General features: G+C 45.0%; 28 protein-coding genes. 7 read left to right on the forward strand and 21 right to left on the reverse strand.

Features of this window, described 5'->3' with window-relative positions:
• Positions 1-3 precede the first annotated feature (3 nt).
• From ASULF_RS02610 to ASULF_RS11265, 3 genes are all read left to right on the forward strand, one after another.
• Positions 4-2,016, forward strand: a complete 2,013-nt coding sequence (locus tag ASULF_RS02610) for a DNA topoisomerase I (protein WP_015590146.1) — start codon at positions 4-6, stop codon at positions 2,014-2,016.
• Between the two features lie 22 nt (positions 2,017-2,038).
• Positions 2,039-2,812, forward strand: coding sequence for an ATP/GTP-binding protein (locus ASULF_RS02615; protein ID WP_015590147.1), 774 nt, complete (start codon positions 2,039-2,041; stop codon positions 2,810-2,812).
• A gap of 173 nt (positions 2,813-2,985) precedes the next feature.
• Positions 2,986-4,347, forward strand: coding sequence for an RNA-guided endonuclease InsQ/TnpB family protein (locus ASULF_RS11265; protein ID WP_015590148.1), 1,362 nt, complete (start codon positions 2,986-2,988; stop codon positions 4,345-4,347).
• 1 nt (position 4,348) lies between these two features.
• On the opposite strand, the gene rqcH is transcribed toward ASULF_RS11265, so the two are convergent.
• From rqcH to ASULF_RS02635, 4 genes are read right to left on the reverse strand one after another with little or no spacing between them, the layout of a single operon-like run.
• Positions 4,349-6,262, reverse strand: coding sequence for a ribosome rescue protein RqcH (gene rqcH, locus ASULF_RS02625; RefSeq protein WP_015590149.1), 1,914 nt, complete (start codon positions 6,260-6,262; stop codon positions 4,349-4,351).
• 20 nt (positions 6,263-6,282) lie between these two features.
• Positions 6,283-7,122 (reverse strand): histone deacetylase family protein, encoded by an 840-nt coding sequence (locus ASULF_RS02630; protein WP_330217187.1) that lies wholly within the window; start codon positions 7,120-7,122, stop codon positions 6,283-6,285.
• Positions 7,123-7,135: 13 nt separating this feature from the next.
• Positions 7,136-7,360, reverse strand: a complete 225-nt coding sequence (locus tag ASULF_RS12165; protein WP_236609708.1) for a histone deacetylase — start codon at positions 7,358-7,360, stop codon at positions 7,136-7,138.
• A 4-nt stretch (positions 7,361-7,364) separates the two neighbouring features.
• Positions 7,365-8,858: a hydantoinase/oxoprolinase family protein gene (locus ASULF_RS02635; protein WP_015590150.1), complete on the reverse strand. Its 1,494-nt coding sequence runs from the start codon at positions 8,856-8,858 to the stop codon at positions 7,365-7,367.
• A gap of 136 nt (positions 8,859-8,994) precedes the next feature.
• Here ASULF_RS02635 and ASULF_RS02640 point away from each other — a divergent pair, with 136 nt between their 5' ends.
• Positions 8,995-9,468 carry a multiprotein bridging factor aMBF1 gene (locus ASULF_RS02640; protein WP_015590151.1) on the forward strand — a complete coding sequence of 158 codons (474 nt, stop codon included), beginning with the start codon at positions 8,995-8,997 and terminating at the stop codon, positions 9,466-9,468.
• Between the two features lie 20 nt (positions 9,469-9,488).
• Positions 9,489-10,694, forward strand: a complete 1,206-nt coding sequence (locus ASULF_RS02645) for a DNA methyltransferase family protein (RefSeq protein WP_015590152.1) — start codon at positions 9,489-9,491, stop codon at positions 10,692-10,694.
• Between the two features lie 6 nt (positions 10,695-10,700).
• On the opposite strand, the gene ASULF_RS02650 is transcribed toward ASULF_RS02645, so the two are convergent.
• The 10 genes from ASULF_RS02650 to hepT form a co-directional block, all read right to left on the reverse strand.
• Complete coding sequence (locus ASULF_RS02650) at positions 10,701-12,371, reverse strand: glutamate--tRNA ligase (protein WP_015590153.1); 1,671 nt, start codon at positions 12,369-12,371, stop codon at positions 10,701-10,703.
• Positions 12,372-12,394: 23 nt separating this feature from the next.
• Positions 12,395-13,366, reverse strand: a complete 972-nt coding sequence (locus ASULF_RS02655) for a polyprenyl synthetase family protein (RefSeq protein WP_015590154.1) — start codon at positions 13,364-13,366, stop codon at positions 12,395-12,397.
• The gene (gene fni, locus ASULF_RS02660; protein ID WP_015590155.1) at positions 13,363-14,457 is read right to left on the reverse strand and encodes a type 2 isopentenyl-diphosphate Delta-isomerase; all 1,095 of its coding nucleotides are present in this window, start codon (positions 14,455-14,457) and stop codon (positions 13,363-13,365) included. The genes ASULF_RS02655 and fni overlap by 4 nt, the downstream gene beginning before the upstream one ends.
• Positions 14,458-14,479: 22 nt before the next feature.
• Positions 14,480-15,274 (reverse strand): isopentenyl phosphate kinase, encoded by a 795-nt coding sequence (locus ASULF_RS02665; RefSeq protein WP_015590156.1) that lies wholly within the window; start codon positions 15,272-15,274, stop codon positions 14,480-14,482.
• Complete coding sequence (gene mvk, locus ASULF_RS02670; RefSeq protein ID WP_015590157.1) at positions 15,264-16,154, reverse strand: mevalonate kinase; 891 nt, start codon at positions 16,152-16,154, stop codon at positions 15,264-15,266. Before mvk ends, ASULF_RS02665 begins: the two co-directional genes overlap by 11 nt.
• A gap of 46 nt (positions 16,155-16,200) precedes the next feature.
• Complete coding sequence (locus tag ASULF_RS02675) at positions 16,201-16,560, reverse strand: cyclophilin-like fold protein (protein ID WP_015590158.1); 360 nt, start codon at positions 16,558-16,560, stop codon at positions 16,201-16,203.
• A 15-nt stretch (positions 16,561-16,575) separates the two neighbouring features.
• The gene (locus ASULF_RS02680) at positions 16,576-17,004 is read right to left on the reverse strand and encodes an ACT domain-containing protein (RefSeq protein WP_015590159.1); all 429 of its coding nucleotides are present in this window, start codon (positions 17,002-17,004) and stop codon (positions 16,576-16,578) included.
• Between the two features lie 57 nt (positions 17,005-17,061).
• On the reverse strand, positions 17,062-17,733 hold the full coding sequence (gene rpiA, locus ASULF_RS02685) for a ribose-5-phosphate isomerase RpiA (protein WP_015590160.1): 672 nt from the start codon (positions 17,731-17,733) through the stop codon (positions 17,062-17,064).
• A 219-nt stretch (positions 17,734-17,952) separates the two neighbouring features.
• Positions 17,953-18,324 carry a nucleotidyltransferase domain-containing protein gene (locus ASULF_RS02690; protein ID WP_048098095.1) on the reverse strand — a complete coding sequence of 124 codons (372 nt, stop codon included), beginning with the start codon at positions 18,322-18,324 and terminating at the stop codon, positions 17,953-17,955.
• Between the two features lie 7 nt (positions 18,325-18,331).
• Complete coding sequence (gene hepT / locus ASULF_RS02695; RefSeq protein WP_015590162.1) at positions 18,332-18,757, reverse strand: type VII toxin-antitoxin system HepT family RNase toxin; 426 nt, start codon at positions 18,755-18,757, stop codon at positions 18,332-18,334.
• Between the two features lie 183 nt (positions 18,758-18,940).
• On the opposite strand from hepT, the gene ASULF_RS02700 reads away from it, so the two are divergent.
• Positions 18,941-19,240, forward strand: a complete 300-nt coding sequence (locus ASULF_RS02700) for a carboxymuconolactone decarboxylase family protein (protein ID WP_015590163.1) — start codon at positions 18,941-18,943, stop codon at positions 19,238-19,240.
• Between the two features lie 24 nt (positions 19,241-19,264).
• On the opposite strand, the gene ASULF_RS02705 is transcribed toward ASULF_RS02700, so the two are convergent.
• Genes ASULF_RS02705 through ASULF_RS02715 form a run of 3 tightly spaced genes read right to left on the reverse strand, consistent with a single transcriptional unit; the run spans position 19,265 to position 21,710 of the window.
• Positions 19,265-19,972: an ABC transporter ATP-binding protein gene (locus ASULF_RS02705; protein WP_015590164.1), complete on the reverse strand. Its 708-nt coding sequence runs from the start codon at positions 19,970-19,972 to the stop codon at positions 19,265-19,267.
• A 2-nt stretch (positions 19,973-19,974) separates the two neighbouring features.
• Positions 19,975-20,688: an ABC transporter permease gene (locus ASULF_RS02710; protein WP_015590165.1), complete on the reverse strand. Its 714-nt coding sequence runs from the start codon at positions 20,686-20,688 to the stop codon at positions 19,975-19,977.
• Between the two features lie 8 nt (positions 20,689-20,696).
• Positions 20,697-21,710 carry a substrate-binding domain-containing protein gene (locus tag ASULF_RS02715; protein ID WP_015590166.1) on the reverse strand — a complete coding sequence of 338 codons (1,014 nt, stop codon included), beginning with the start codon at positions 21,708-21,710 and terminating at the stop codon, positions 20,697-20,699.
• Positions 21,711-22,003: 293 nt separating this feature from the next.
• On the opposite strand from ASULF_RS02715, the gene ASULF_RS02720 reads away from it, so the two are divergent.
• Positions 22,004-23,092, forward strand: coding sequence for a DUF373 family protein (locus tag ASULF_RS02720; protein WP_015590167.1), 1,089 nt, complete (start codon positions 22,004-22,006; stop codon positions 23,090-23,092).
• Positions 23,093-23,097: 5 nt separating this feature from the next.
• On the opposite strand, the gene cbiX is transcribed toward ASULF_RS02720, so the two are convergent.
• From cbiX to ASULF_RS12110, 4 genes are read right to left on the reverse strand one after another with little or no spacing between them, the layout of a single operon-like run.
• Positions 23,098-23,478 carry a sirohydrochlorin cobaltochelatase gene (cbiX, locus tag ASULF_RS02725; RefSeq protein ID WP_015590168.1) on the reverse strand — a complete coding sequence of 127 codons (381 nt, stop codon included), beginning with the start codon at positions 23,476-23,478 and terminating at the stop codon, positions 23,098-23,100.
• 4 nt (positions 23,479-23,482) lie between these two features.
• Positions 23,483-24,106 carry an SAM-dependent methyltransferase gene (locus ASULF_RS11270; RefSeq protein WP_081622991.1) on the reverse strand — a complete coding sequence of 208 codons (624 nt, stop codon included), beginning with the start codon at positions 24,104-24,106 and terminating at the stop codon, positions 23,483-23,485.
• Positions 24,045-24,899, reverse strand: a complete 855-nt coding sequence (locus ASULF_RS02735) for a cobalt-precorrin-5B (C(1))-methyltransferase (RefSeq protein WP_015590170.1) — start codon at positions 24,897-24,899, stop codon at positions 24,045-24,047. The genes ASULF_RS11270 and ASULF_RS02735 overlap by 62 nt, the downstream gene beginning before the upstream one ends.
• A complete protein-coding gene (locus ASULF_RS12110) occupies positions 24,896-25,477 on the reverse strand; it encodes a precorrin-8X methylmutase (RefSeq protein ID WP_201763922.1) in 582 nt (193 codons plus the stop codon). Before ASULF_RS12110 ends, ASULF_RS02735 begins: the two co-directional genes overlap by 4 nt.
• Positions 25,478-25,486 lie beyond the last annotated feature (9 nt).

Consider the following 25,486-nt stretch of genomic DNA (forward strand, 5'->3'; position numbering starts at 1 on the left):
AGAATGGCTGGAAAATGGCTCATAATAACAGAAAAGGACAATACAGCGAGAAGAATTTCTTCAATTCTTTTTAAGAATGTTAAAAAGGTAAGGAAGAAGGGAATAAATGTTTATCAGGCTGATAACACATATGTTATCGGATTGAAGGGTCACATTGTGCAGCTCGATTTTCCGGAGGAGTACAACAACTGGAGCAAGGTTCCGCTCAAGTCTCTGCTGAGGGCTGATATTATCAAGAAGGTGACTGAGAAGAACCTCGTTGAAGTGCTGAAAAGCATCGCTAAGGAGATAGACAGAGTTACGATAGCAACCGACTACGATAGAGAAGGAGAACTCATTGGTGTTGAAGCTCTGGAGATAATCAGAAATGAGAATCCGAATGTCAGGTTTGACAGAGTGAGATACTCAGCAATAACACCATCGGACATAAAAAAGGCATTCTCCAGCCCCACGGAGGTTGACTTTAACCTCGCAAAGTCTGCTGAGATCAGACAGAAGATAGACCTGATATGGGGGGCTGTGCTTACAAGGCTGATCTCACTGTCATCGGGAAGGCTGGGAAAGGACTTTCTGAGTGTTGGGAGGGTTCAGTCTCCAACTCTGAGGCTTATAGTTGAGAGGGAGGAGGAAATAAAGAACTTCAAGCCGAAAAAGTACTGGGAGATTTTTGCCAGCTTCAGGAAGGGTGAAGAGGTATTCCAGTGCAAGCATGAAAAGAGGTTCGAAGATAAGGAGCAGGCAGAGAAGGCTTTTGCGAAAGTTGGAGACAAAGGTGTTGTGGTAAGTTTCGAGAAGAAAGAAAGGGCTGAGAAACCTCCAACACCCTTCAACACCACTGAATTTTTGAGAGAGGCTTCAAAGTTCATGAGCGTGAACAAGGCGATGATGGTAGCTGAGTCTCTGTACATGTCAGGATACATATCATATCCAAGGACTGACAATACTGTTTATCCAAAGACTATAAATCTGAGGGCTATTGTTGAGAAGCTGACTCAGGGCGAGTTTAAAAAGGAGGCGGAGTTCGTTCTCTCGCAGGAAAAGCTCAGGGCAACGAGGGGAAAGAAGGAGAGCAAGGACCACCCACCCATTCATCCAACTGCGGTAGCAAAAAAAGATGAGTTGAGCAAGGATGAATGGGTGATTTATGAGCTGGTTGTCAGAAGATTTCTCGCAACGCTGTCTCCGGATGCCATATGGGTTGTAAGGAGAGGAAAGATAGATTCCAGTGGTGAGATATTCAGGTTCAATGGCAGGAAGCTAATTGAAGAGGGATGGAGGAAGATATACATATACTCGAAAGCTGAAGAGGTTCCGGTTCCAGACCTTCAGGAAGGAGAGGTGCTGGACATAGTCAGCAAGAAGCTGGAAGAGAAAGAGACCAAACCTCCAAACAGGTACTCTTCTGGAAGTCTGATAAAGGAGATGGAGAAGCTCGGACTCGGAACAAAATCAACAAGACATGAAATAATAAACAAGCTTTATTCGAGAAAGTATGTTTACGGAAATCCCCTCAGACCATCGGAAATAGGTATGGCCGTTATAAACGCCCTGAAAAAAGAGGCAGAAACTATAACTCAGCCAGATATGACCTCAAAGCTTGAGGAAGACATGTATGCGATAGCTGAAGGAAAGCTGAGCGATGAGTATGTTGTTGAGGAATCAATACGATTCCTTGATGAAATCCTGTCGAATCTTGACAGAGAATCCCTCTCGAAAACATTGAGAGATGGAATCCGGAAGGACAAAATCGTTGGAAAATGCCCGAAATGTTCGAGGGATCTCGTTATAAGGAAAAAGAAGGGAGACTCAAGGAGATTTATTGGATGCAGCGGATACCCAGACTGCAACTTCACGCTACCGTTACCCCAGAAGGGCACGATATACATAACATCCAAGCTCTGCGAGAAGCATGAGATAAAGAGGATCAAAATCCGGACAAAGAAGGGCTACTGGGATCTCGGATGTCCATACTGCAACTATCTTGAGTGGCAGGAAAAGAACAAGAAAGTTAATTAAGCCATCTGATATTCTCACTTCAATGATCCAGGTTCTGATATACTTCATAGGAACCGCCGGCTCCGGAAAAACCTATCTTACGAAGGCTTTTGCAGACTGGCTGGACTTCAAGAACCTTGAGAACATCATCGTGAACCTCGATCCGGGAGCGGAGAATCTACCTTACTCTCCAGAGGTTGACATAAGGGATTACTTCACGCTTGAAGATGTGATGCTCAACTATGGTGTTGGGCCAAATGGAGCACAGATAATCTCGGCTGATCTGATCAGCACAAAAATAGGCGACATAAAGGACGAGATTGATTACTTCGATGTACCGTATGTCTTGATAGACACTCCAGGGCAGATGGAGCTCTTTACCTTAAGGCAGAGCAGCAACCTGCTTATAGACTTCCTCGGTAGAGATAGAAGTGTGATGGTTTACCTCTTCGACCCTGTGGTCGCCAAAACACCTTCGGGCTTTCTTTCCCTTCTGTTCATGGCATCCTCATCGGTTTTTAAGCTAAAGCTACCGCAGATTCAGGTGCTTGCAAAGTCTGATATTCTCGAGGATTATGAGGTTGAGAGGATAGTTGAGTGGAGTGACGATCCGGAAACACTTTTCGATGATCTTGGCAGAGAGGTTAGCAACATCAAGAACATCAGCGGTGAGCTGTTCTACATGCTCAGGGATCTTGGGCTCTTCAGAACACTCATTCCAGTTTCCGCCATGGACAGTACAGGAATGGAGGATGTTTACGATGGAATACAGGAAATATTCTATGGAGGCGAGGATCTGGAGAGGATACTTTACTAGCATTTCTCTTCTCCGCCCAGCTTGTTTATATGTCACTGCCACAAGGCTGCAGATTAATTATCCTTCATAAGGAAAATAATCTACACAAAACCAGCGCCAGAGTGCCCCAAGCTTTCAGCTTGGGGGGTGAATGGCGCTAAAATATAAATTTTTTGGAAACGAACAAAATAGAAATGATAGAAATTTTGGCAGCTATAAAGACAGCAATCGGAAAAGCAATCATCGAGGAAGGCGATCCTGCAAAGGTAGACGAGGCTTTGCTCGAATCCAGGAGGGTTTTCAACGAAGTCCTGATCAAGCTTTTAGACGGCGAGAAGGTAAGCGATAAAGATATCCAATCATTCTTAGTTGACAACACGAAGCAGAGGATAATAGCGAAGGCAAAGGAGACCTTCAAATCATTCAAAGAGCTCGAGGAGAAGGGAGAGGCTGAAGAACTCAGAATATACGAAAACAAACCCCTGCCTTTGAGAATGAACTTCGGTGAGGGTTACAACCTCTGGATAAATGATGGCAGGATATGGTTCAGGGTCACACTGATCCCTCGCAAGGAGTACGTTAAGGGGTACCTTCAGTTCTCAAAAGAGCAGGAGGAGATCGTGAGGAAGGCCATAGAGGAAAAGAAGAAAGCCATCAAGTTGAGAAAGCAGGGGATCGACTACACTCCTGAATACGATGTAACCATCGCAGAACTCGTTAAACGGAAAGGAGAATACTATCTGCACATCACGATAACCAGAAACGTTCCAGTTTCGTCGATCAGGTATGCTGCTGGCATCGACGTCAACGAGGACAACGTGGCCATTACTGTTTACGACTTAACGACGAGAGAGGTTGTAGATTCTTTCATCGTTGATTACGCTGTCATCAAGTTCATCAGGCACTACTGGTTCGCGATAAGGAAGAGGCTGCAGGAGCACGGAGCTAAGAGCAAGAGGAAGTTAGGTTTCACAGGGAAAGAGCACAGGCAGATCGAGTATTTACTGCACCTCGTTTCCAGGAGGGTTGCAGACTATCTATCGAAATATCAGGGTCTTATCGTCTTCATGGAGGATTTAAACAGCATCAGAAACGGAAACAAAGGAAAGAGGATGAACCGTCGTTTGCATTCGTGGCCATTCCGCAAGTTGCAGCTGTTCCTCAAGTACAAGCTCGAATGGCTTGGCGTGCCAGTAAAGTTCGTGCCTCCCGAGGACACCTCGCGTAGGTGTCCCCTATGCGGGGTTCTCGGGATCAGACACAAGAAGCTGTTCACCTGCCCTAACGGCCACAAAGGCCACGCTGACAGAAACGCTTCCGTTAACATCCTGATCAGGGGCTGTGTGTTATACCTGCATGTGCCCTACTCGGCTTTCCGTTCGATGAAGCTTCCGAACTTCAGGATGTGGAAGCTAAGGCGGGATGAGTGTGGGGTATGGGGCTGCGTGAACCAGCCACTCCCCGCCGGGGTGGAGTCGCACACTGCCGCTCAAAGGCAGGAGGCTGAGAAGCTCCGGTTCCAGCAGGAGGAAGCCGCAAGCTTTAGCTTGCGGTAGTTCACTTAATCCTAGACTTCCCTGGAGGCAGGAACTTCATTATCTCGTCTGGTGTGGATATGCTTCTGACAATGTATTTCTCATCCTCCTTTGCCATTTCCACGAGCTTCGAGGCTATCTCTATGGATATTTCGTTTGGAGTTTTATCTCCGATATCGATCTCCACGAAGTAGTCAGCATATTTCTCTACTGCACTCTTTGGACCTCCGATAACCCTCAAATTCTTCAAGTCAACCCCTATGGCACACGACACCTCTGCTGAAATGTAGTTCCTCTTTCCCTCGATGTAGAAGCTCCCTCTGGCGAGGTACTCTCCCGCTTTTGCACTCCTCTTAACCTGCTCAGGCCTGACATAATAAACCTCTCCGCTGTACTTACCCTCCCTCCAGAGGGATGAGTATGTGGCGGAGAAAATTGCAGCCTCCTCCAGGCTCTTCTCCCCGGCACTCTGACCATTCTTGAGTATTGTTGCCGGAGCTCCGGGAACCTGGGTGTGGAAGAACAGATCGTTCTTTTCCATGTATCTGGAGACTATCTCTTCGTTCATCTTCGCGTTTCTGCCCCCTATAACCAGAAAACCCTCACTCGTTATAAACCACCTGAATCTCTCGTACCACTCCCTCTTTCTCGAGACCCTTATGCTCGTTACGAATCTCTTTTCGTTCTTTATCTTTTCCATGGCTGCTTTTGTGTTATCGATTGCCTTAAGCACTCCCTCGTACTTCTGTCTTATCTTCTTCGCCTTGCTGTAGTAGATGTCTGCAATCTGAGGGAGGGTTTTGTCGAGGTAGAGGTCGATTGTATATCCATCGAGTCTCACGCTAACCCTGTTCTCTGCTGAGTTTATGTCTTTAACAAGCTCTCTCAGCTTTTTGTCTTTTTTCACTATCTCTTTAATCTCATCCCATGACTTCTTCTCTCTTGCTTTCCTGAAAACATCCAGGATCTTCTCGATTTTCGTGTATTGCTCGTAGATGAAATCACCCTTTTTTCTCAGCTCGTCCATCTCTCTCTCGAACCTCTCTTTAGCTGATAGCTGGTCTTCAAGTCTCTTTCTGAGTCTCTGAAGCTCTTTGTTCTCTTCCTCCCTTTTCTCAGCTTCTTCGACTATTTTTCTCGAGTAGAACTCATCAACTGCATCGTTAAAGCTATCGAAGTACTTCTTCTCATAGTCGTCGAAAATTCTGAGTTCTATCGGAAGAAAGTCAGCATACTCTCCTTCTTTTATGAGAATGTGTGGTTTAAAACTCTCGTTTGCTATTGGCAAGAATATCTCCTCCACAGCCCTAACGATTCTATCCTTCTCTTCATCATTCAGCTCAGAAGCCAGCTTTTTCTTGTTGATTCCAGCCCTCAGGCAGATCTCCTCAGCGTAAATCCCGCCAACGCTCAGGCTTGTTGCGAGAGCCTTTACGATCTCTTTGTCACCCAACACATCGAGATCCTCTTTCTTGAGCTCAAACGGGCTTTTTTGGGGTTTGGGTAGCCTGTAAGTCTCTCCAGATTTGAAAAATGGCTTTAAAGGCATGATTATCTTCCAGTTCTCATCGGCGAGAATGACATTGCCCTTTTTGAAGATCTCTGCAATCAGTACCTTCTTCTCCTCTCGCTCAACTTCAACAAACACGATCCTGTCGAAGTCGTGCTGATAAATTCTCCTTATCCTCCCTCCCTCGAGGTGCTTTCTGAGGAGCATTGCAAAACTCGAAGGAATTCTTGGAGCCTGTCTTGGGAATTTTGTCAGGTGTATTCTCTTTCCTGCCTCTATGATAAGCTCAAACTTGCTTCCGGGCTTTCTGATCCTTATCCTTATCTCGTCTGGAGGATTGTGGTATATCTTGTCGATTCTACCATCCTCAATTACCTTAAGCTCGCTAATAATGGCTTTGATGTCAACGGCTGACATCTGTTTCATATGGTTCACCTGCTTCACAGCTAAAAGCACTTCCAGTATTTCGAATGCACTTTCTTCACATCGTTGATGTTGTCCTCCAGCTTTTTAAGTGCACTCTCCTTTCTCCTGAACTTTAACTCCTGCAGGTAGTTGAGCGGCTCCCTTATGCATGATATATCAAGCCCGGCCATCGCCGAGATAATCCCGAGATTTGTGTATGGAAGTGCCGACTCAACACTGTAGCCTCCTTCCAGCACGGCAACAATTCTGCCATCGCAGTATTTCTCCGAGAGCCTGACAGCTTCCCTCATTATCTCAGCATAGCCTCTTGCAGTTAGAGCCAGTCCTGTTATGGGATCTGTGAAGTGGTTGTCCTGACCGGCAGAAACAGCTATGAATTCTGGCTCGAACTCCTCGGCAACAGGCTTTATTATCTCTTCAATGACCATCATGTATCCATCATCCGATGTTCCAGGGGGCAGCGGGATGTTGATCGTATAGCCCTCCCCATCTCCCGCACCGCACTCGTATGGGAATCCCGTTCCGGGATAGAGCGGCATCTGATGGGTTGAGATGAAGAGAACCTTGTCATCATAGTAGAAGATCTCCTGAGTCCCATCTCCGTGGTGTGCATCCCAGTCAAGGATCATGATCTTCCTGATGCCATGCTTCTGAAGCCATTTCACCATTATTGCCATGTTGTTGAGGTAGCAGAAGCCTGCTCCTATGTACGGTTTGGCATGATGCCCGGGAGGGCGGATCATCGCAAAGCAGTTGTCAACCTCTCCTTCCAGAACGGCTTTTCCAGCCCTTATCGCTCCACCTGCAGAAAGGAGGGCGATCTCGAAAACTCCAACAGGGATGTTGGTATCCCAATCTATGAAACCTCCCTTCTTACTTTCTTTTTCTCAGAAACTCGACATACTCCTTTGTATGTACTGTCAGAACATCATCAATACTCGCTTCAAACGGTTCAATCAACTTTATTCTTGGGTTATCGAATATTCCTTCTTCGATTAGCTGATCCATTGTATACGCCAACCTCTCCTTCCTCTCCGGGTGGGTTGGACTCTGTTCATGCTCCAAATACTTCTTGTGATAAACTATACCGGTAACCATAATATCACCACAAAAGCTCCTTGCTTATGCCGGGCTGAATCTGAACGACTATGTCTGCAATCTTCCCCCTCTTGATTCCCCCTCTGACCACGCTGTAGGAGTTGAAGTAGATCACATTGACCTTTTCATCCACATCGTAGCCCTGCTCCTTTATAACATCTATCAGCTTTTGCTCAGCGTAGGCCATCATCTCTTCATCAGACGGCAGGGAGCCGAGTTTGAAAGGACAGCTTTCAACAACCCCGTTGTAGATAGCCTTTCCACTTTCGGTATCGTATCTAACATACATCGTCAGGCTTATGCGAGACACAGCAACACCGACAGCGTTAACTGACTCGCTGTGGTCTGGGACTATGACGCTAACCTTTGAAGCTCTGGAAATTCTCTTTGCAAGATATCTGCTGAGATATCCGGTCAGTATTATTCTCTCAGCTTCCATTGACTCTATGCTCTTCGCAATCATCTCAACAAAGCTGTCAATAGCTCTGCTGTCGATTCCGTGGCTTTCAGCGTATTCGATTGATTTTCTGTAATCGCCAATCTCTGAATCTTCGAGGTTGAGGGCATCGGTCAGCGTGAAATTCTCTCCACCAAACGCGATGGGTTTTCCAATCCTCCCCGGCTTCAGCTTTCCGTTTTCAACCGCAGAGTCACCACCAAACGGGATTGAAAATGAGTCAACACACCTTATCAGAGTTTTCCTTCCAAAAAATTCGATGTTCTCCACTATTTTTGGAAGTCCATCTTCTATCAAAACGAAGTCCGTTGTTGTGCCGCCAATATCGATAACCAGAGCTTTCCTTTCTTTGGTCAGGAAATAAGCCCCAACTGCCACCGCCGCCGGGCTGGAATTGTAAAGTTCGGATGGGTTTCTGAGGGCTATCTGATAGGGAATTATCCCACCATCACCCTTGTAGTAAAAGAAGTCCCCAACAAGGGATTTTATTGTATCTGTTAGCTCATAAACGGTTTTTATGATTTTGGCGTTTATTATCGCCGTGTTTATTCTGTAAGGGAATATCATTCCTCCTCCGTAATGGGACAGGGCTATGGATCTCTCATCACAGTATTTTCTGGCTATCTCGAAGATCTTGTTCTCTATGCTCGCATTCCTTACACTGAACTTGGAGGATATCGCAATGTTGTCGTACTCAGAGCTCTTCAGGATCTCCTCTATCTCCCTTTCGTCTATATCCTCAACAACATCTCCTCTGTGGTTTACAAAGCCCCTGACAACCTTTCCGAACTTCTCATAGTTCAACCCCGGCCCGGGAACAACAATGGAGAGGGTGGGATACTGCTCAGATCTGCTGAGCAGAAGGTTGAGCGGTAGAGATGTGCTCACAGCTATCCTGCTTTTTTCAATATCCTCTGCGGGTATTCTCCTGAAGGCACCCTCAAAACCCTCCTCATTGGGGATCTTGATCGTTTTGATCTCATTATCCTTTATTATCGCGATATCTGTATTCGTTCCACCGACATCGATACCAATGAACATCCTTCATACTTTGTTATGTAGAGTATTTGAAATTTTTTTAATGCTTTTTCCTTGCTTTAGCATGTCTGACACAACTTAAAATCAAACAACTCAAAATTAAAATACTCTAAAAGATAAAGTTGAGAAAGGTGGAAGGATGGAATGCGAGGTCTGTGGTGCAGAGCTGAGGGGCAAGCCATTTAAGGTAATCATCGAAGGAAGCGAGGTAAATGTTTGCAAGAGGTGCAAGAGCCTCGGAAGCGAGAAGCCCGTGGAGAGGATCTCTCAGAAGGATGTTAAAAAGGTGTTTTTGAGGAAGAAAAGTCCTAGGAAAAAAATCGAATTTGAAGAAGAACTTCTTGAGAACTATAACCTGATAATAAAGAGGGAGAGGGAGAAGAGAGGCTGGAGTCAGGAAGTTCTGGCCAAAAAAATTCAGGAGAAGGAATCTCTTATAAGAAAGATAGAAAATGCCGAAATAACACCTGAAACCGAAGTGATTGAAAAGCTTGAGCGGCTTTTTAACATAAAGCTCAGGGAGAAGGTTGTGGAAGTGAAGGTAAACCTGAACAGGAAATCTCTAACCCCAACTCTCGGAGATATAGTTGTCATCAAAAAGAAAAAGAGCTGAGCTAAATCGGGCTAAAAAGAATGATTGTAGAGATCAAACCCACAGATTTTGAAAAAATAGATAGGGAAGTTAGATTCGCTCAGAAGAAAATATCTGAGGGACTTCCAAAGGAAAGGATAATCAGAAAGATCCGAAGAACGATTCTCAGTAAGGAGGATGTATTCGAGATAGCGAAGTCGAGAATAAAAAGCAGGGAAAAGTTTGGCAACCTTTCAGAAAAGCTGTTCTTTGATGAATCCGGGCTGAGATACTCCACTCCACCGGTAGTCTCAGAATACAGGGCTGAAAGGCTCAAATCCAGAGCGATAGCTGATATAAGCTGCGGTGTGGGAGCTCAGTTAATATTCTTCGCGAAAAAGGGAAGGGCAATGGGTGTGGAACTCGACAGAAAGAGGGCCATACTGGCAAAGCTAAATCTGATTGCCATGGGTGTTGATGGGCTGGTAGTTGCGGGAGATGCTCTGAGTGATGAGGTTATAAGCATAGTAAAGAGTTTTGAAGCTGAAGTGATCTTCTCAGACCCGGCAAGACCACCATCCATGGATGTCAGGACTTTTGATGGTTTAGAGCCTATGCCCGAGATGGTATTGAAGAGGTATGAGCACATAACCGATAAGATCGCCTTCGAACTCCCCCCGCAGATGCCTCCTGAGAGGATAAAGCTTGACGGCGAGAAGGAGTACACATCCCTTGATTTCAGGTTGAACAGACTGGCGTTCTACAGGGGTGAGCTGGCTGAATGTGATGTTTCTGCTGTAACGCTGCCGTCAATGGAGAGGGTTACCGATCAGGACGATAGGCTGGCTGTAGATGAATGTGATGAAGTTGAAAGTATGATCCACGAGGTCGATTATACAATAGTTAAAGCCGGTCTGCTGGAAAACCTGCTTGGAAAGTACAGCTTTGAGGCCAAGCTCTGGTTGAACGACGGCAGGAGGGTTCTGTTAACTTCAGACAGGAAATCAGAAACAGAATTCATGAGGGACTACGAGGTCATCGATACATGCAGATTCTCCGCGAGTGAGGTGAACAGGAGGCTTAAAGTTCTGAATGCCGGCAAGGTGACAATAAGATTTGCCATAGACCCTAAAAACTACTGGAGTGTAAGGAAAAAACTCGAAGAAGGTTTAGCTGGAGAGGAGTGGTATCACCTCTTCAGGAAGGATTCTGAGGCTGTTATCGCGAAGGGATTGAGAAAGGAAACGATTAAAGAAGGAAAGGATTAAAAAAGGTCATGGATGTGTAAAGACTGCTAAGAGCTTCCCGTCAAAGGACTCTATTCTGCAGAAGGCAAACCTTTCGAACTGAACAACTTTCCCAACATCATTTACAGCGTTAATTTCTGCTTTGCCCGTGTAGTTTCTTTCTAGGCCGAGCACCTCGCAGTCAACGGCCTGACTTTCAGGAACCCATTGAATTATGTTCTTACCCTTCTTGACATTCTTCAACTCGAAGTCCGCAAACTCGAAAATTAGCTCCTCCTTGCTAACCACCCTAACATTGCAGAAGTCCTTCAGCCTGAATATCTCCCCATCTCCGAATCTGTTGAAGTCGCTGGATGAGATGTAAACCCTACTCTCTCCCTTCAGCTTTCTCACACCACCCTTCGGGCTGAGTGGGACATCAACCTCCCCATCGAACTCCAAGCCCTTGATCTCAATCAAAACAGGATTTTCAACGAAGAAGTACCTGTTCGCAGTCTCGTCGATAATCTTCCTATTTTCTGCGTAAAGGTTCTTCATACTTACAGATACATCGTTTTCTGACACTCCGAGGGATATGAAGAATTTCTTTATGGCCTCTGGAGAGAAACCCCTCCTTTTCAACGCTCTCAAGGTGGGAAGCTTTGGATCATCCCATCCCGTGAATTTTCCTTCTTCAATGGCCTTTTTAATCGAACTCGTCGAGAGCTTCCCGAACTCGTGAATCTTCACCCTTCCCCAGTGTTTTGTCATCGGATACTCCCAGCCGAAGTATCTGTAAATGTACTTCTGCCTTCTCTCGCTGTCTATCAGATCTTTTCCCCTTATTATGTGTGTTATACCGTTTAGATGATCTTCTATAGCAGACTCGAAATCGAGGGTAGGATACACGAAGTACTCATCTCCTGTTAATGGATGCTCCTCATAGATTATCCTAAAAGCTACCCAGTCTCTTATCGCCGGATCCTTGTGCTGCATATCGGTCTTTATCCTGATGACAACCTCACCCTCTCTGTATTCCCCTGCAAGCATCTTCTCCCACACATCCATTGTATCCTCTGCTGGCAGACCTCTGTGAGGGCATTCAGTTCCGCTGTCTCTGTGTTTCTTGAACTCCTCTCTGCTGCAGAAGCATGCGTAGGCTTTCTCCATTTCAATTAGTTTTTTTATGTAATCGTAGTATATCGGGATCCTCTTCGAGGCGTACAGAGTCTCATCTGGCTCATATCCAAGCCACTCAAAATCCTCCAGATACCATTCATAAGCCTCTACCATTGGTCTTTTGGTTCTTGGATCTGTGTCATCGAATCTCAGAATGAGTCTGCCATCATACATCCTTGCGTACTCTCCGTTAACTATCATACCCCTCGCAGAACCGAGAGTTGGAGGGCCGTTTGGGTTCGGTGCGAACCTCATGACAACTCTCCCTTTCTCAGCAGATTGCAGCGGTGGCAGGGCAATCTCTTTTTTCCTTTCCTTCTTTTCCTCCTTATATTGCTCGAAAAGCTCCAGCTTTTTCTCTTCGGGAAGGGAATCAAACTCCTTTATTACTTCCTGAACGATATCAACAACTTCTTTAGCCTTACTTCTGAGTTCTGGAACCTCTGACATCACCTTCCCCATAACAGCCTTGAAGTCAGCCCTGCCGTACTTTGACGCATTGATCACTACATACTTCAAAACAACCTCTCTTATGTTCATGAGAAGCACCTCAGTACCTAACTTCAGTACTCTCTTTTCACGAAATAATCAGCAATGCCTTCGAGTACTCTTTTTGCATTTGAATTGGGAAGTACATTTAGCTTTTCCTTCGCCATTTCTATGTATTTTTCCGCCAGATTCGATGCATAGGAGATCGCTCCTATCTCTTCGAGAATCTTAACAGCATCCTCAATTTCCTCAGTCGATGCCTTTCCTTTTCCGAATATCTCTGGCAGCCTTCCCTGTTCGAAGGCCTTTATCGTTATGATTGTCTTCTTCCCTTCAAGAATATCGCTCGCCCAGTCTTTGCCGGTTTTGTCCCGGCCAACGAGATCTAACACATCATCGTGGATCTGAAAGCCAATTCCGCTATATATTCCAAAATCCCAGAGCGACTGTATGACTTCCTCGTCCTCGCCAAAAAGTATGGCCGGAAGAGCGCATGAAGCTGCAATCAGTACGGAAGTTTTCTTGGTTACCATCTCGATGTACTCCTCTTCAGAAACTTTCTCTCTCTCCTCAAAGCTCATGTCCAGATACTGCCCCTCGCAGATCTTAACGCACACATCCGCAAGCGTTCTGACCCCCCTTATCAGGTTCTCCTTATCTACATCACAGAAGGTCATCAGATAAAAAGCCTCTGAGAAGAGAGTATCTCCTGCTAGAATCGCTACAGGCTCTCCCCACATGTTATGGACGGTTTTAACACCTCTCCTCATCTCATCCTGATCCATGATGTCGTCGTGTATCAGCGTGAAGTTGTGAATGGTCTCTATTGCAACTGCAGATGGCAGAATTTTCCTGTAGTCTCTGTTCAGAGCCTCAGAAACTACCAGAGAGAGGACAGGCCTTAATCTCTTTCCTCCAGCCTTGAATAAGTGCCTTGTTGCAACATACAATCCTTCAGGATCCTTAACCGGGAGCAATTCCTTTATGGCCGATTCTATTATTTCTGATCTTTTTGAAATTTCATCTTTAAGCCAGTTGAAGCTCATAAAAACCCTCCTTTATTCCTACTTTCGCAGAATTTTACCACATCAATACCTGTAACCTCGATGTACTCTTTGAGCTTTCCGCTAACAACGATTCTGCAATCCCGTAAATCTTTAACCCTTCTGCTGCCAGTGAGAAACATCGCAACCTTCAAACCCTTTATAAAGTAGTTTATTTCTTTAACAACCTCATCTGAAGACCGCATGGCTGCATGAAGGAAGGGAAGTGCCGAACTTCCGATTTCCGCTCCCAAAGCTATGCACTTTGCAACATCTAAGCCACTTCTCAGCCCGCCGGTAGCTATAACCGGCAGAATCTCTGCACATTCAATTATCGAAAAGCTCGTCGGTATTCCCCAGTCCCAGAAGTCTATGGCTATCCTCTTTCCAATATCATCTTTGGTTCTGTAGAATTCCACGGCAGTCCAACTTGTCCCTCCAGCTCCTCCGACATCCACAGCCTCAACTCCACAATTCCTGAGTTTTCTGGCAACCCTGTTAGATATCCCCCCGCCAGTCTCCTTCACAATAACCGGAACCTTAATTTCCTTCACGACATTTTCTATCGCAGAATAGCCGTTTCTTGCGTAAACATCTCCTTCCGGCTGGACAACCTCCTGCATGTAGTTCAGGTGTATTGCCAGAGCATCGGCATCGATCATCTCAACGGCCTTTTCAGCGTACTCAACCCCATGCTTTATTATCTGAGGGATACCTATGTTGGCATATATGAAGGCGTTTCCAGCATGCTCTCTGACAATGCTGAAGGTATCCTCGAGGCTTTTATCCTCTATAGCCGCTCTCTGACTCCCAACTCCCATGCCTATTCCCGTCTCCTCAACGGCCATCGCAAGATTTCTGTTTATATCCTTTGTATCCGGATGACCACCGGTCATGGAGGCTATTAGGAGTGGTGCTGAGAGTTTGCTACCCAAAAACCTAACTTCCGTTATGATGTCTGCTAAATCAAGTTCAGGAAGTGAGTTGTGGAGGAGCATGACATCTTCCAGCCCGGTATATTCGGATTCAACATCCTCCTCGACGCATATCCTTATATGGTCGAGCTTTCGACTTGAGGTTTGATTCTCACCCATAATTCTCACCCATCATTTCTCATCATTTCCCCCTGATAAGTGTGCCTAATGCCTCACCTTTCAGAAACTTAATAATGTTTCCCTCAATCGCTCCATTGAATATCCTCACCTCAGAACCATGAATGGATCTGAACAGGGCTCCGATCTTTCCCTTCATTCCACCGGTAACATCCGATTTTCTCTCTGCATCCATTGCAGATTTGTCTATTGCGGATAAAACCTCTTCAAAGTTATCTGCGTTGATTTCCTTAACAACCCTGCCATCATAAATCACTCCATCGACATCAGTTGCTAATCCAACTCTCAGCTTTCTGTCAGAAAGCTCTCCCATCAAGGCGGAGATTATTGAATCTCCTGAAAGAACCTCGAAGAACTTTCGCTTTCTGTTGTAGATCATGTCGCCATGAGTAACAGGAATTATGTCCTCTGTCAGCATATCCAGAAAGAGATCGATGTTGATGTTCAGCTTTTCATCCAAGAAAAAGCTCGTTAAGGGATGGATTCCCAGAGCATGAACTCCATTCTCTAAAAGTTTATCGCATACAATCGAGTTCAGTCTCTTGCAGGCAAAATGAGTTGTTAAAACTCCTCTCAACTCTTTCTTCTCTTTCAGGTTGTATTTCTCGACATGCGGATGCCCGAAAGAACCTGCTCCATGGACCAGTATAATCTTTTTCCTGTTCTCCATCAAAAACTGGCTGATTTCCCTGGAAATCCTCTCTATCACATCGAATTTTGCTTTCTCGAAGCTCCCCTTTGATTTATCCGTTATGATCGATCCACCGATCTTGAGTATAATTATCTCATCATCCCTCAATCCTGACACCCTCTTTCTCGGGCTTGACGAAGAACGCATTCCCGAATATTTCGGTGGCTTTGGTTAGGGCATCCTTCTCTCCCAGGCCAATTATGCAACCTCCGCCTCCTGCCCCAGTGATTTTCGCTGAGATGCCCAGTTCTTCAAGCTTTGCAATCATCTCATCAATTTCCCTTCTGCTAACTCCAATGGCCTTCAGCAGGCACTGATTTATCCTGAAGAGGTCGAATATCTTGTCATAATCCCTGTTCTCGAGTGCCGGAATTGCGGATTCAGATACCTTCCCGATGGCATCCATTACGGCATCTATCACCTCTGGGTATCTTTCTCTCAGCGAAGCCACACCGTTGACCATCTCCTTCGTGTAAGACTTGATACCGCTATCAATTATGAGGAAGTGTATTTTCCCGAGGTTGAGCGGACTTCTGTCCGGGATTATCCATGAACCGCCGTAGGTTGATAGAAACGGATCAGTTCCGCTTCCAATTCCCTGAACATCGAGTTCAACCATTCTTGCCATTTCGTATATCTCCTCGTTGGTTAATGCAGCCTCGAATTCGGCATCAAGAGCCTTTAACACAGCTACAGTCACGGCAGAAGAGCTTCCAAGTCCGGAAGCTGGAGGGATCTGGCTCTTTATCTCTATATCTGCACCCCTTATATCCCTGACCTCCCTGAACCTCAGAATCGCATGGCTTATGTATGGATGAATGTTGAAGTCCAGCCCGGTAACCCCGAGCGGAGAGGATATTCTGAACTCATCCCTTTTACTGACTTTAGCAAAACATCTGAGGTTTATTGCCGTAACAATGGCCTTCTTCTTGTAAACTACAGCATGCTCTCCAAAAAGGAATAACTTTCCTGGTGCGGAGGCTATCATTAATGGTTGTTAGATAAAGTGAATTTAAAAGTTTGTAAACCTTTTGCTATTCCACGAACAGTTCTATCTCTTCTCCATCCATGATGCTTTTGAGCTCCTCGAGGCTGCCCTTCACCTTCCCGAAAACATTGACTGCGCTAGCAGGTCTGATCTTATCATCGCTTATCGGTGTTTTTCCGAAGAAGATGCAAATAGCCTTTCCGGGAATCCAGTATGCAACATCTCCCAGCTCTACAACTTCCTTTGAGTTGTCTTCCTCGCTGACCTCGATGTCCGTGTGGAAGTATATCTCATCTCCCCATCTGTTCACGATCCCTCTGATCGGCAGGCTGTTTTTGATTATCTCAGCAGTTTTTGTTGGAAGAAGCTCTATCTCTCTTACGATGTCTCCAACTCTGACGAACATACTCGATCAACGATACTAATCAACGCTTTCCTTGAACAAAGCCCCCTCCTTCTCGAGGATCTCAATTGCCCTGTTGATATCATCGACCCTCAGGATTATCAATGCTCTGTCCCCCCCAGATGTGAAGGCATAGACATACTCTATGTTAATCCCTGCATCTCCAAGGGCTTTTGCTATGTTGTACAGCCCTCCCGGCTCATCCTTGACCTCAACACCGAGTACATCTGTAAGTGATACGGTAAATCCAGCTTTTTTCAGTGTGTCATAGGCTTTATCGGTGTCATCAACAACCATCCTGATTATACCAAAATCGCCAGCTTCTGCAATCGTAAAAGCTCTAATATTTATTCCAGCGTTAAACAGTTTTTCTGTAACCGATGATAACCTTCCCGGTTTGTTCTCGACAAAAACTGAAACCTGCTTTATTATCTTCTCCTCTTTCATCTTTCCCACCGTTCTTAAATAAGCTAATCAAAATATATTAAATTTCTGTAAACCTCACTAATTCCTTAAAACCCTGACACCATCCTTGGTTCCTACAATAACTCTGTCTATCAGCCTTCTCGGAAATATTCCATTCTCAAACACTCCAGCTATGCAGTTGATTCTGCATTCAAGCCCCTCTGGATCCTCTATTCTACCGAAGTCAACATCGAGTATGAAGTTTCCGTTGTCGGTTATGCAGGCTCCGAGCTTTCTATCGGACTCTCTCAGCACAGCCTCTCCACCGAGCTTTTTGATCTCCTTTACGGCATTGCCGTACGCGAAAGGAAACACCTCCACCGGAACCCTCTCATCGAGAACATCCACGATCTTTCTCGAATCGACGATGATAATTACCTCCTCCGCTGCCTGAGCAACAATTTTCTCTCTCAGAAGCGCTCCTCCTTTGCCTTTGATGCAGTTGAGGTTCTCGTCTACCTGGTCGGCTCCATCCACGCACAGATCGAGTTCTTCAAACTGGATCAGGTCTGTAACCGTTATCCCGTTCTCGACAGCAAGCATGTGGGATTGATAGGAGCTTGGAACTCCCCATATTTCCAGTTCCTCCTCTTTAATTCTCTTTCCGAGTTCATTCAGGAAGATCTCAACCGTACTGCCTGAACCGATTCCGATTACCATCCCATCCTCGATGAGCCTTGCAGCCTCCTTAGCAGAATTAGCTTTCTCCATAGGATCACCTTTCTGGTGTAGGTGCTGTTACCTTTTTACAGTTTTCGGTTATTGCTCTGGTTTTTGTAGTCCTTGGTTATTGGGCTCTCTCGTTAAATTGCTTGGTTATGAGGTTTCAGTTCGGGGAGGTGCCCAGGATTGTATTCGCTATGACGGCTATTTTGGTTTCAAACTTTCTGAAAGTTGGAATAGAACGGGATGTGTCCCACTTAATTTACTTCATGCTGCCAGTATTTCTTCTATTATCTTCTCTTCTATTGGTTTAAAGTCTAAGTATTCCATTAGAATTCTCTCTATGAATCGGAATCTAATTTCTTCGTTCTTGCTGGTTAAGAGTTCGCCCTTGATAGTTTTATACTTAAAACTCAGCGGTGCGGAATTCAGAACTCTAACATCAACTGGTAATCTTACTGCCTTCTCAATTTCTGCAGAGAGCTTTAGTTCATAATCTAAAAAATCCTCCACCTTATTTTCATCAACATAAACTGCAATATCAACATCTCTAAAGTAAATCTCGTTAAAGCTGCCGTGAAGGTATGCAAAGATAACCTCATCTTTTTCTGCCAGAATTTTCTTTATTTTCTTCTTTATTTCCTCTTTATTTACTAACGTACTTTTTCACCTCCTCGATGAACTCCTCTAGATCTGAAATATCTTTTCTCATTATTTCATAAACCTTTCTATCGTCTACTTTCCAGTAAATATGTACGAACATATTCCTGAATTTGGCCATATAAGCAAGTTTCTCAGCTAAATATTGTGAGATTATTCCATGCTTGCCGAGGATTATAAAACAATCCGAGTAGCTGCTCGGAATCTCCTTAACAACTCTCACAACAATGTGGTTACAGACTGAAATGGCAGCCTCGATGGCTACAATCAACTTATACTTTGCCGCATCCCTAAGATATGAGTTAGATAGAAACTTCTCCAAACCTAATTCAACAATATTTCTGAGCTCACCAAGCAGTTGTTTAATCTCGACAAGTCTTCTGTTTACAAGATCTACATCAACTTCAGACATGCAAACCCCCATTTGCTTTAACTATTCACATTATTAAAATCTTGCAACCTATCATAAGTTTCTGGTAAAAAACACCGAGCCAAAAACAAAGAGATTTTTGTTTCTCGAATACAGGATCAATCAGAACACCAATCGATCAGAAGGTTTAAGGAGATTAAAGTTCCTCTTGGATCAGGTGAGAAAATGGATCCACTGGATGTTATAAAAAATCTGGATGAGGAGGGATACACATCCTTCAAAGTTGTGGAAGAAGCAGCCTTTTCAGAGGGATCGATCCCGTTGAAGTACAAGTACCTCATGGCGATGGTGGTTGATGCTGTGGAGGGAGCGGTTGAGGGTGTGAAAGTGCTTGCGGTGAGGGCGATGGAGAATGGAGCCACAAAGGAAGAGGTTGCAGAAGCGTTAAGGGTAGCTTACTACATTGGTGGAGCTGGAGCGGTTTATACATCTGCAAACGCTCTGAGGGATTTGCTGCAGGAATAGCTGGTTCAGGATTAAAAATAAAAATCAGAAGTAAAGCTCTCCGGAAATGAACTTCTTCGTTAGCTCGTTTTCTGGGCTTTCGAATATCTTTTTGGTCTCTCCAATCTCCACAAGCTTGCCGTTGAAGATGAATGCCGTTCTGTCTGCCAGTCGTTTCGCCTGAAAGAGATTGTGCGTTGCAAGAACAACCGTAACCCCCTTGCAAGCGATATCCTTTATGATCTTCTCAATTATTACGACATTCGATGGATCGAGGTTCGCTGTTGGTTCATCCAAGACCAGCATCTCCGGCTCGATTACGATAGCTCTGGCTATCGCTACCCTTTGCTGTTCCCCTCCAGAGAGTCTTTTTGCGTTGTGTCTTGCATAGCCATCGAGCCCCATCATGTTGAGAGCTTTTGCAACTCTCTCATCAACCTCTTTTTTGCTGTAGCCCCTTAGCTTAAGGCCATATGCGACATTGTTGTAAACGCTCGTGTTGAACATAACGGGCTTCTGAAAGACCATCGTTATCTTACCTCTAACCCGATCGTTCGCCTCCTCGCCTCTGTAGTAGTACTTCCCCTCACTTGGCCTTTCAAGCATTGCTAGTATCCTCAAAAGCGTTGTCTTCCCGGCACCACTGTTCCCTATTATCGCGAGAATCTCTCCTTCTCTTATCTTGAGGTTAATCTTATTTAGGGCAAGGATCTTTCCATACCTCTTTGATACATCTCTCAACTCTGCTATCATGGTCAAGCCAGCCTGCTCTGGATTAAATTCGATATCGTGCTGACGGCAAATACTATCGAAAGAAGGATTATTCCAAGTGCTATTGCCATGTCTATCTCTCCTCTTGCTGTGTACATCTGCATCGCTGTGGTCAGCACCCTCGTATTTAAAGCGCTACCTTTTACGAATATGTTGCCGCCTATCATGATCGCGATTCCCAGCTCAGCTATGGCCCTGTTGAAGGATGCGATTACAGCAAGCAGTACCCCTGAGATCGATTCGCTCATGACAGCAATTGAAGCCTCAATCTCTCCAGCACCAAGAGTTCTCGCAAGCTCTCTTATCTCACCTTCTACAGCCTCTATCGAGCTGGCTATGAAGCTGATCATGATGGGCGTTATCAGAAGCGACTGACCGAAGCTTATTCCCATCTCCGTGTAAATTAATTTGAGGAAACCGAGAGGACCGAAGGGTACGAGCATTAGATAGAGAATCAGACCAAGCACAACGGTTGGGATTCCCAGTAAACTGTTAAAAAAACCTTTTAAGATGTTCTTTCCCGTGAAGCTATGCATCCCAAGCATTATGCCGATTGGAAAGCTCCACAGTGCGGCCATCAGTGTGGCGATACCCGAGACTCTGATCGATCTGAGCGTGATCTCGATTATGTCCGGATCTGCCGTTACTATCAGATGGACTGCCTGTTTTATACCGTCGAGTATGTACTCCCAGGCCATATAAACTCCTATGACATCTTTGCTTCGAAGAATTTAATGTCTGCCTTATATCTGTATTTCGCAGGACACTCACTCCACACATTATTTTCGATGAAGCCGTACTTCACGATCCAGTGGTATATGTTCCCGGACTTCTTTTCCAGTACCTCTACAGCCGGATAGAACAGCTGTCTGCCGTATCTCTCGACACCGTACTCTCCAATCGTTTTCTGACCCTCTCTGGATGTAAGCCACTTAACAAGCTCCATCGCTCCATCGAAGTCTTTGTTAAATTTCTCCGGATTCACGACTATTATGGCGTATATGTTGATCAACTCCTCTCCCTTATCCACAAGCACAGCCAGATCTATCAGACCATCCATGCGATACTTCAGGTATGTTCCCATGTCCGATAGTGTGTAAGCTCTGACATTGTTGCAGTAGTTGAGCGTTTTTCCCATTCCCGTGCCAGTGTTTCTGAACCACGATTCCTTCTTGATCTCGCTGTAGTTGTACCCGGCCTTTTCCCATAACGCTATCTCCTTTGTGTTGGTTCCGGAACCATCATCTCTCGACACCCAGATGGCGTTTCCCTTTCTGCCTTCTTCCACGATCTTTTTCAGAGCCTCCACCGGACTCAGACCTTTTATTCCTGCTGGATCGTTTTCAGGTCCAACAATGACGAAGAAGTTGTATGCTATGATCTTCCTGTTGACCCCATAACCATTTTCCATGAACTCTATCTCCTTGCTCCTCGCATGAACTATAATGGCATCTGCCGCACCGTTCATCGCATCCTGTATCGCAGCACCTGTTCCTTTTGGTATGAAGTGTAGCTCTATTCCGGTAGCATCTTTAAATGCGGGTGCTATAGCATCTTCAAGCAATCCAGTATCGTACAGGCTTGTTGTTGTGGATATCGTAAGCACCCTCTCTTCCGCCTGCTTTGTGGTCTGGGAATACCAGGCAACTCCTACAATTCCCGCAACCAGTATCACGGCAATAAGCAGCCATGCCTTTTGGGATAGAGCTTTATCATTCATGGTATCACCGATATATACAACCATGCATAACGAATATAAAGGTTTCTGTTTGGATTCATAATGCGATAATGTAACTTCGAAAACATACAATTTCAGCGAGATAAAAGTTAAGGTTGAGGGAAAAAACTTTGGTGGAAATTAAGGAATCTCAGGGATTTCCTTCAAAGCAGTAATGCACAACCCTCTAAAAATCCCAGAATCAATGGTAGGTCTGCCTCTATGTTAATGGAAAAACACGGTTTTAAATTTTCTGAAAAAAAGCTTTATATATTCGTCTTAAAAACTTAATTTGAATGTCTAAAAAAGTTATTCTAGCGATTGACAGAGATAACGACCTCGGAAGGAAGGCCGGTATTGAGGGCGTTATTATCGGTAGAGAGGATAACCTGAACGCTGCCATAAAGCTTGCCGAAAATGATCCGGAAGATTCTGATATAAATACGATTTTCGGTGCGATAAAGATCTACGATGAATTGAGGAATGCTGGAGAGGATGTTGAGGTAGTTACGATAACCGGAGACATAAGTGTTGGTGTGGTCTCTGATAGTAAGATAGCAGAACATCTGGACTATATAGCCTCAAAAATTAAGCCGGAAAGTGTTATTGTTGTTACGGATGGCTCAGAGGATGAGTTCGTTTTACCGCTAATAAGTTCGAGATTCAAGATAGATTCCGTAAAAAGGATTATCGTAAAACAGAGCAAAACGATAGAAGGCACCGTTTACATGCTGAGGAAAGTTCTGAGCGATCCTAAGGTTGTCAAGAACTTTTTCACACCCATTGGTGTGACCCTGATCATTTACTCGATTTTCGTGATCGCGGACTATCCACAATATGCGATAGGCGGGATGATATTTTTGATAGGAGTTTACATGATACTCAGAGCTTATGAGCTGGATATCGGCATAGAAACATTCTTTTCAAACCTGAAAACGGCCCTGCTAGAGGGCAGAATATCATTTGTTACATACATAATTTCCGCGATACTTTTCACTATAGGAGTCATCGAAGGGTTCTACACCTTCTGGAAGCTGACATTGCAGCCTGTATCTCCCGGGCTTATAGCACTGGCAACCTCGTTTATTTATGGGGTGATATGGTACTTCACAGCGGGAGGGATCTCAATTTCTCTTGGAAAGATGCTGGATGCTGTGATTGAAAGAAAGAGCTATGTCAAGTATCTGACGATTTCATTCCTGATAGTCTCGGCCGGACTTGCTTTGTGGGGTGGAAGCGTTTACATCCTGTCGAATTACGAGAACTTCAGCATGGGATCTGAGGAGGCGATAAGAACCTTTGCCCTTTCAATTTTCGGTTCGATCTTTATTGCGGTAATCGGCATGGCACCGATGAAACTAAGGGGAGAATCGATAAAAAATTAAGAGATTTAAGCTTTTATCCCGAAAACGGAATTCAGGATTGCATAGGTGACGAATATGTCTTCACCTATCGGCTCGCAGATGATAACCTTCTTTCCCTCAAACTCTCCCTCTTTAACACCTATCCCTTTGGGAAAGTTGAGGATCTCCGGCAGATCTTCGGTCACATGCAGACCATAAGATATGAACAGTGGTACAACATAGACAACTTCACTCTGCATGCTTCTAATCGCCTCATCTGGAGATGGCTTCCTGTTTCTTGCTGCAAAGGCTATCCTCACTTCATCAAACACACCTGATTTTTCTATTCTATCCCTGTGCTTCTCCATCACCTCTCTGTAATGAGGTAGCTGGCTTCCATGGCCAACGATAACCAGACCTCTCCTCACAAAATCACCTCCTGATAAAAATTATCGTATAATCAGAACTCAACTCCATCTCAGATGCCAAACCCTCTCTAACCCTCTCGTTCATGCACATATTCTCGAGTAAAACCACCTTTAACTCTCCAAGCTTTTTGATATCGAACCTTCTGTTTGCAAGTATGAGAACACTTCTGAACTTCAAAAAATGCATTATTTCTCTCAGGTTAACCTCCTTACTATGAGCGTTCATCACAACAACATCGCACAGATCAACTCCCAGCTTGGCAAGGGCTACCTGAACGCTCGAGATTCCGGGTTCCACTTCGGCATGGAACTTGGTTCCCAATCCTGCAACCATTGGATCTCCTGTTGACACAACAACCACATTCTTCCTTTTGCTCTCCTCAACGATCTCGGAGTACTCTGCCTCACTGAACCCTTTCATGACTTTAAACTTTCCTTTAATGAACTCCCTTACATTATCCAGTGCTTTTTTACTTCCGTAAACGACTTCTGCTCTCTCAATAATCTTTTTAGCCCTGTCTGTGAGATGGTCTCTGCATATTCCGGAACCAACAACTGTCAGCATCTTAAGCCTCCAGGATCTCAACCTTCGCAGAATATCTTCTCGCCTTACTAACAATCCTTTCATATCCTCCCGCCCATATCGAGAGCAGCCCGGGAAAACCGACTATTATCTTCTCGCCTTTATGCTCGCCAAGTATTCTATCGAGATGAACCCCAAAGACAAATGGCTGGAACTCAGGGAATTTTTTGAGGGCATAATGCCAGGCTCTCCTTCCGGTAGTTATGGAGATCCTTCTGTACCTTTTCGCGATTTCGATTTTTGTCTCCACAAGCTCATCGCACCACGGCTCAACGAAGCCCGTTGATCCCAGTATAGATATCCCACCCTCTATGCCAAGCTCAGCATTCTTGGTCTTCTTCGCGATTTTTTCTCCATCAGGTATCTCTATAAGAACACCACCCGAGAATCCGTACTTTTTAGTATAGTAGCTGAAGTTTTCTTTAATCTGAGCCATTGCGCTCCTGCTAACAGCCTTTTTACCATTTTTCTCACCAATACCTTTCCCAAACCGTATTCCCCTCTTTTCCGTAACTCTTGCGACAATCTCTATACCATTGGTGACATCGAACTCATGATCTCCGGAGAACTTCTCAGCTACACCAACACCATCTTTTGCTTTCGCTTTCAGTCTGAGCTTTATCCCTGCTGGAGTTAGCACTTCAACTGAGCAATCTGAGTTATCGAACAGCGATTTTATTGCTGCGTTCATTGCACAGCATGCTGTGGTCGCAGTAGTGATGCCCCTCCTTATGAAACCATCTCTACTGAGTATGTAGAGCCCGCTCAGGATCTTCTCCTCGCAACCCTCTGAGTACCACTCCTCAGGGTATCTGTAAAGCTCTATTGGATCTCTCATAACCTATCCCTCGCGAAGTCTATCAGGCAGTTTATTATCGCAGCGCAAATCGTGCTTCCACCTCTTGTTCCAACGGTAGTTATCGAGGGTATATCTAGCTCTCTTATCATCTCTTTGGACTCTGCCGCATTGACGAAGCCAACTGGTGTGGCGACTATGAAGGCCGGTCTGACTTTTTCGGCGATCTCGCAGATGTGCATCGCAGCAGAGGGCGAGTTTCCTATGCCCAGAAGGCATCCATCAATTCTGCTATGCAATTTTTTGAATCCTGAAACGACCCTCGTGTCTGTGGATTTGCTGTCTGCAAACTCCATGGCAGAAATGGATTTTGCCCGCAAACCTGCTTTTATCATGTTCACATCAACGATTATCTCACATCCTTCCCATATAGCCTCAACACCTTTCTCAGGCGCTCCTTTGAAGCGAATTATATCCTTAACAGATGGGTCTCCTGTAGCTATAACACACCTCCTCAGAATCTCGGATTTCAGATCATCTCCGGGAATAAGCTTTCTTGCAATCTCAGCACTTTTCCTTGCTATTTTTATAGCTTCTCTGGTTTCTGCACCGAAGTACATTTTCATCCC

Source organism: Archaeoglobus sulfaticallidus PM70-1, from assembly GCF_000385565.1.
Classification (GTDB): Archaea; Halobacteriota; Archaeoglobi; order Archaeoglobales; family Archaeoglobaceae; genus Archaeoglobus_A; species Archaeoglobus_A sulfaticallidus.

Coding starts and splice junctions, on each gene's coding strand:
- ASULF_RS02610 (WP_015590146.1), top strand. CDS start 4: ATGGCTGGAAAATGGCTCATAATAACAGAAAAGGACAATACAGCGAGA.
- ASULF_RS02615 (WP_015590147.1), top strand. CDS start 2,039: ATGATCCAGGTTCTGATATACTTCATAGGAACCGCCGGCTCCGGAAAA.
- ASULF_RS11265 (WP_015590148.1), top strand. CDS start 2,986: ATGATAGAAATTTTGGCAGCTATAAAGACAGCAATCGGAAAAGCAATC.
- rqcH (WP_015590149.1), bottom strand. CDS start 6,262: ATGAAACAGATGTCAGCCGTTGACATCAAAGCCATTATTAGCGAGCTT.
- ASULF_RS12165 (WP_236609708.1), bottom strand. CDS start 7,360: ATGGTTACCGGTATAGTTTATCACAAGAAGTATTTGGAGCATGAACAG.
- ASULF_RS02635 (WP_015590150.1), bottom strand. CDS start 8,858: ATGTTCATTGGTATCGATGTCGGTGGAACGAATACAGATATCGCGATA.
- ASULF_RS02640 (WP_015590151.1), top strand. CDS start 8,995: ATGGAATGCGAGGTCTGTGGTGCAGAGCTGAGGGGCAAGCCATTTAAG.
- ASULF_RS02645 (WP_015590152.1), top strand. CDS start 9,489: ATGATTGTAGAGATCAAACCCACAGATTTTGAAAAAATAGATAGGGAA.
- ASULF_RS02650 (WP_015590153.1), bottom strand. CDS start 12,371: ATGAACATAAGAGAGGTTGTTTTGAAGTATGTAGTGATCAATGCGTCA.
- ASULF_RS02655 (WP_015590154.1), bottom strand. CDS start 13,366: ATGAGCTTCAACTGGCTTAAAGATGAAATTTCAAAAAGATCAGAAATA.
- fni (WP_015590155.1), bottom strand. CDS start 14,457: ATGGGTGAGAATCAAACCTCAAGTCGAAAGCTCGACCATATAAGGATA.
- mvk (WP_015590157.1), bottom strand. CDS start 16,154: ATGATAGCCTCCGCACCAGGAAAGTTATTCCTTTTTGGAGAGCATGCT.
- ASULF_RS02675 (WP_015590158.1), bottom strand. CDS start 16,560: ATGTTCGTCAGAGTTGGAGACATCGTAAGAGAGATAGAGCTTCTTCCA.
- ASULF_RS02680 (WP_015590159.1), bottom strand. CDS start 17,004: ATGAAAGAGGAGAAGATAATAAAGCAGGTTTCAGTTTTTGTCGAGAAC.
- rpiA (WP_015590160.1), bottom strand. CDS start 17,733: ATGGAGAAAGCTAATTCTGCTAAGGAGGCTGCAAGGCTCATCGAGGAT.
- hepT (WP_015590162.1), bottom strand. CDS start 18,757: ATGTCTGAAGTTGATGTAGATCTTGTAAACAGAAGACTTGTCGAGATT.
- ASULF_RS02700 (WP_015590163.1), top strand. CDS start 18,941: ATGGATCCACTGGATGTTATAAAAAATCTGGATGAGGAGGGATACACA.
- ASULF_RS02705 (WP_015590164.1), bottom strand. CDS start 19,972: ATGATAGCAGAGTTGAGAGATGTATCAAAGAGGTATGGAAAGATCCTT.
- ASULF_RS02710 (WP_015590165.1), bottom strand. CDS start 20,688: ATGGCCTGGGAGTACATACTCGACGGTATAAAACAGGCAGTCCATCTG.
- ASULF_RS02715 (WP_015590166.1), bottom strand. CDS start 21,710: ATGAATGATAAAGCTCTATCCCAAAAGGCATGGCTGCTTATTGCCGTG.
- ASULF_RS02720 (WP_015590167.1), top strand. CDS start 22,004: ATGTCTAAAAAAGTTATTCTAGCGATTGACAGAGATAACGACCTCGGA.
- ASULF_RS11270 (WP_081622991.1), bottom strand. CDS start 24,106: ATGAAAGGATTGTTAGTAAGGCGAGAAGATATTCTGCGAAGGTTGAGA.
- ASULF_RS02735 (WP_015590170.1), bottom strand. CDS start 24,899: ATGAGAGATCCAATAGAGCTTTACAGATACCCTGAGGAGTGGTACTCA.
- ASULF_RS12110 (WP_201763922.1), bottom strand. CDS start 25,477: ATGTACTTCGGTGCAGAAACCAGAGAAGCTATAAAAATAGCAAGGAAA.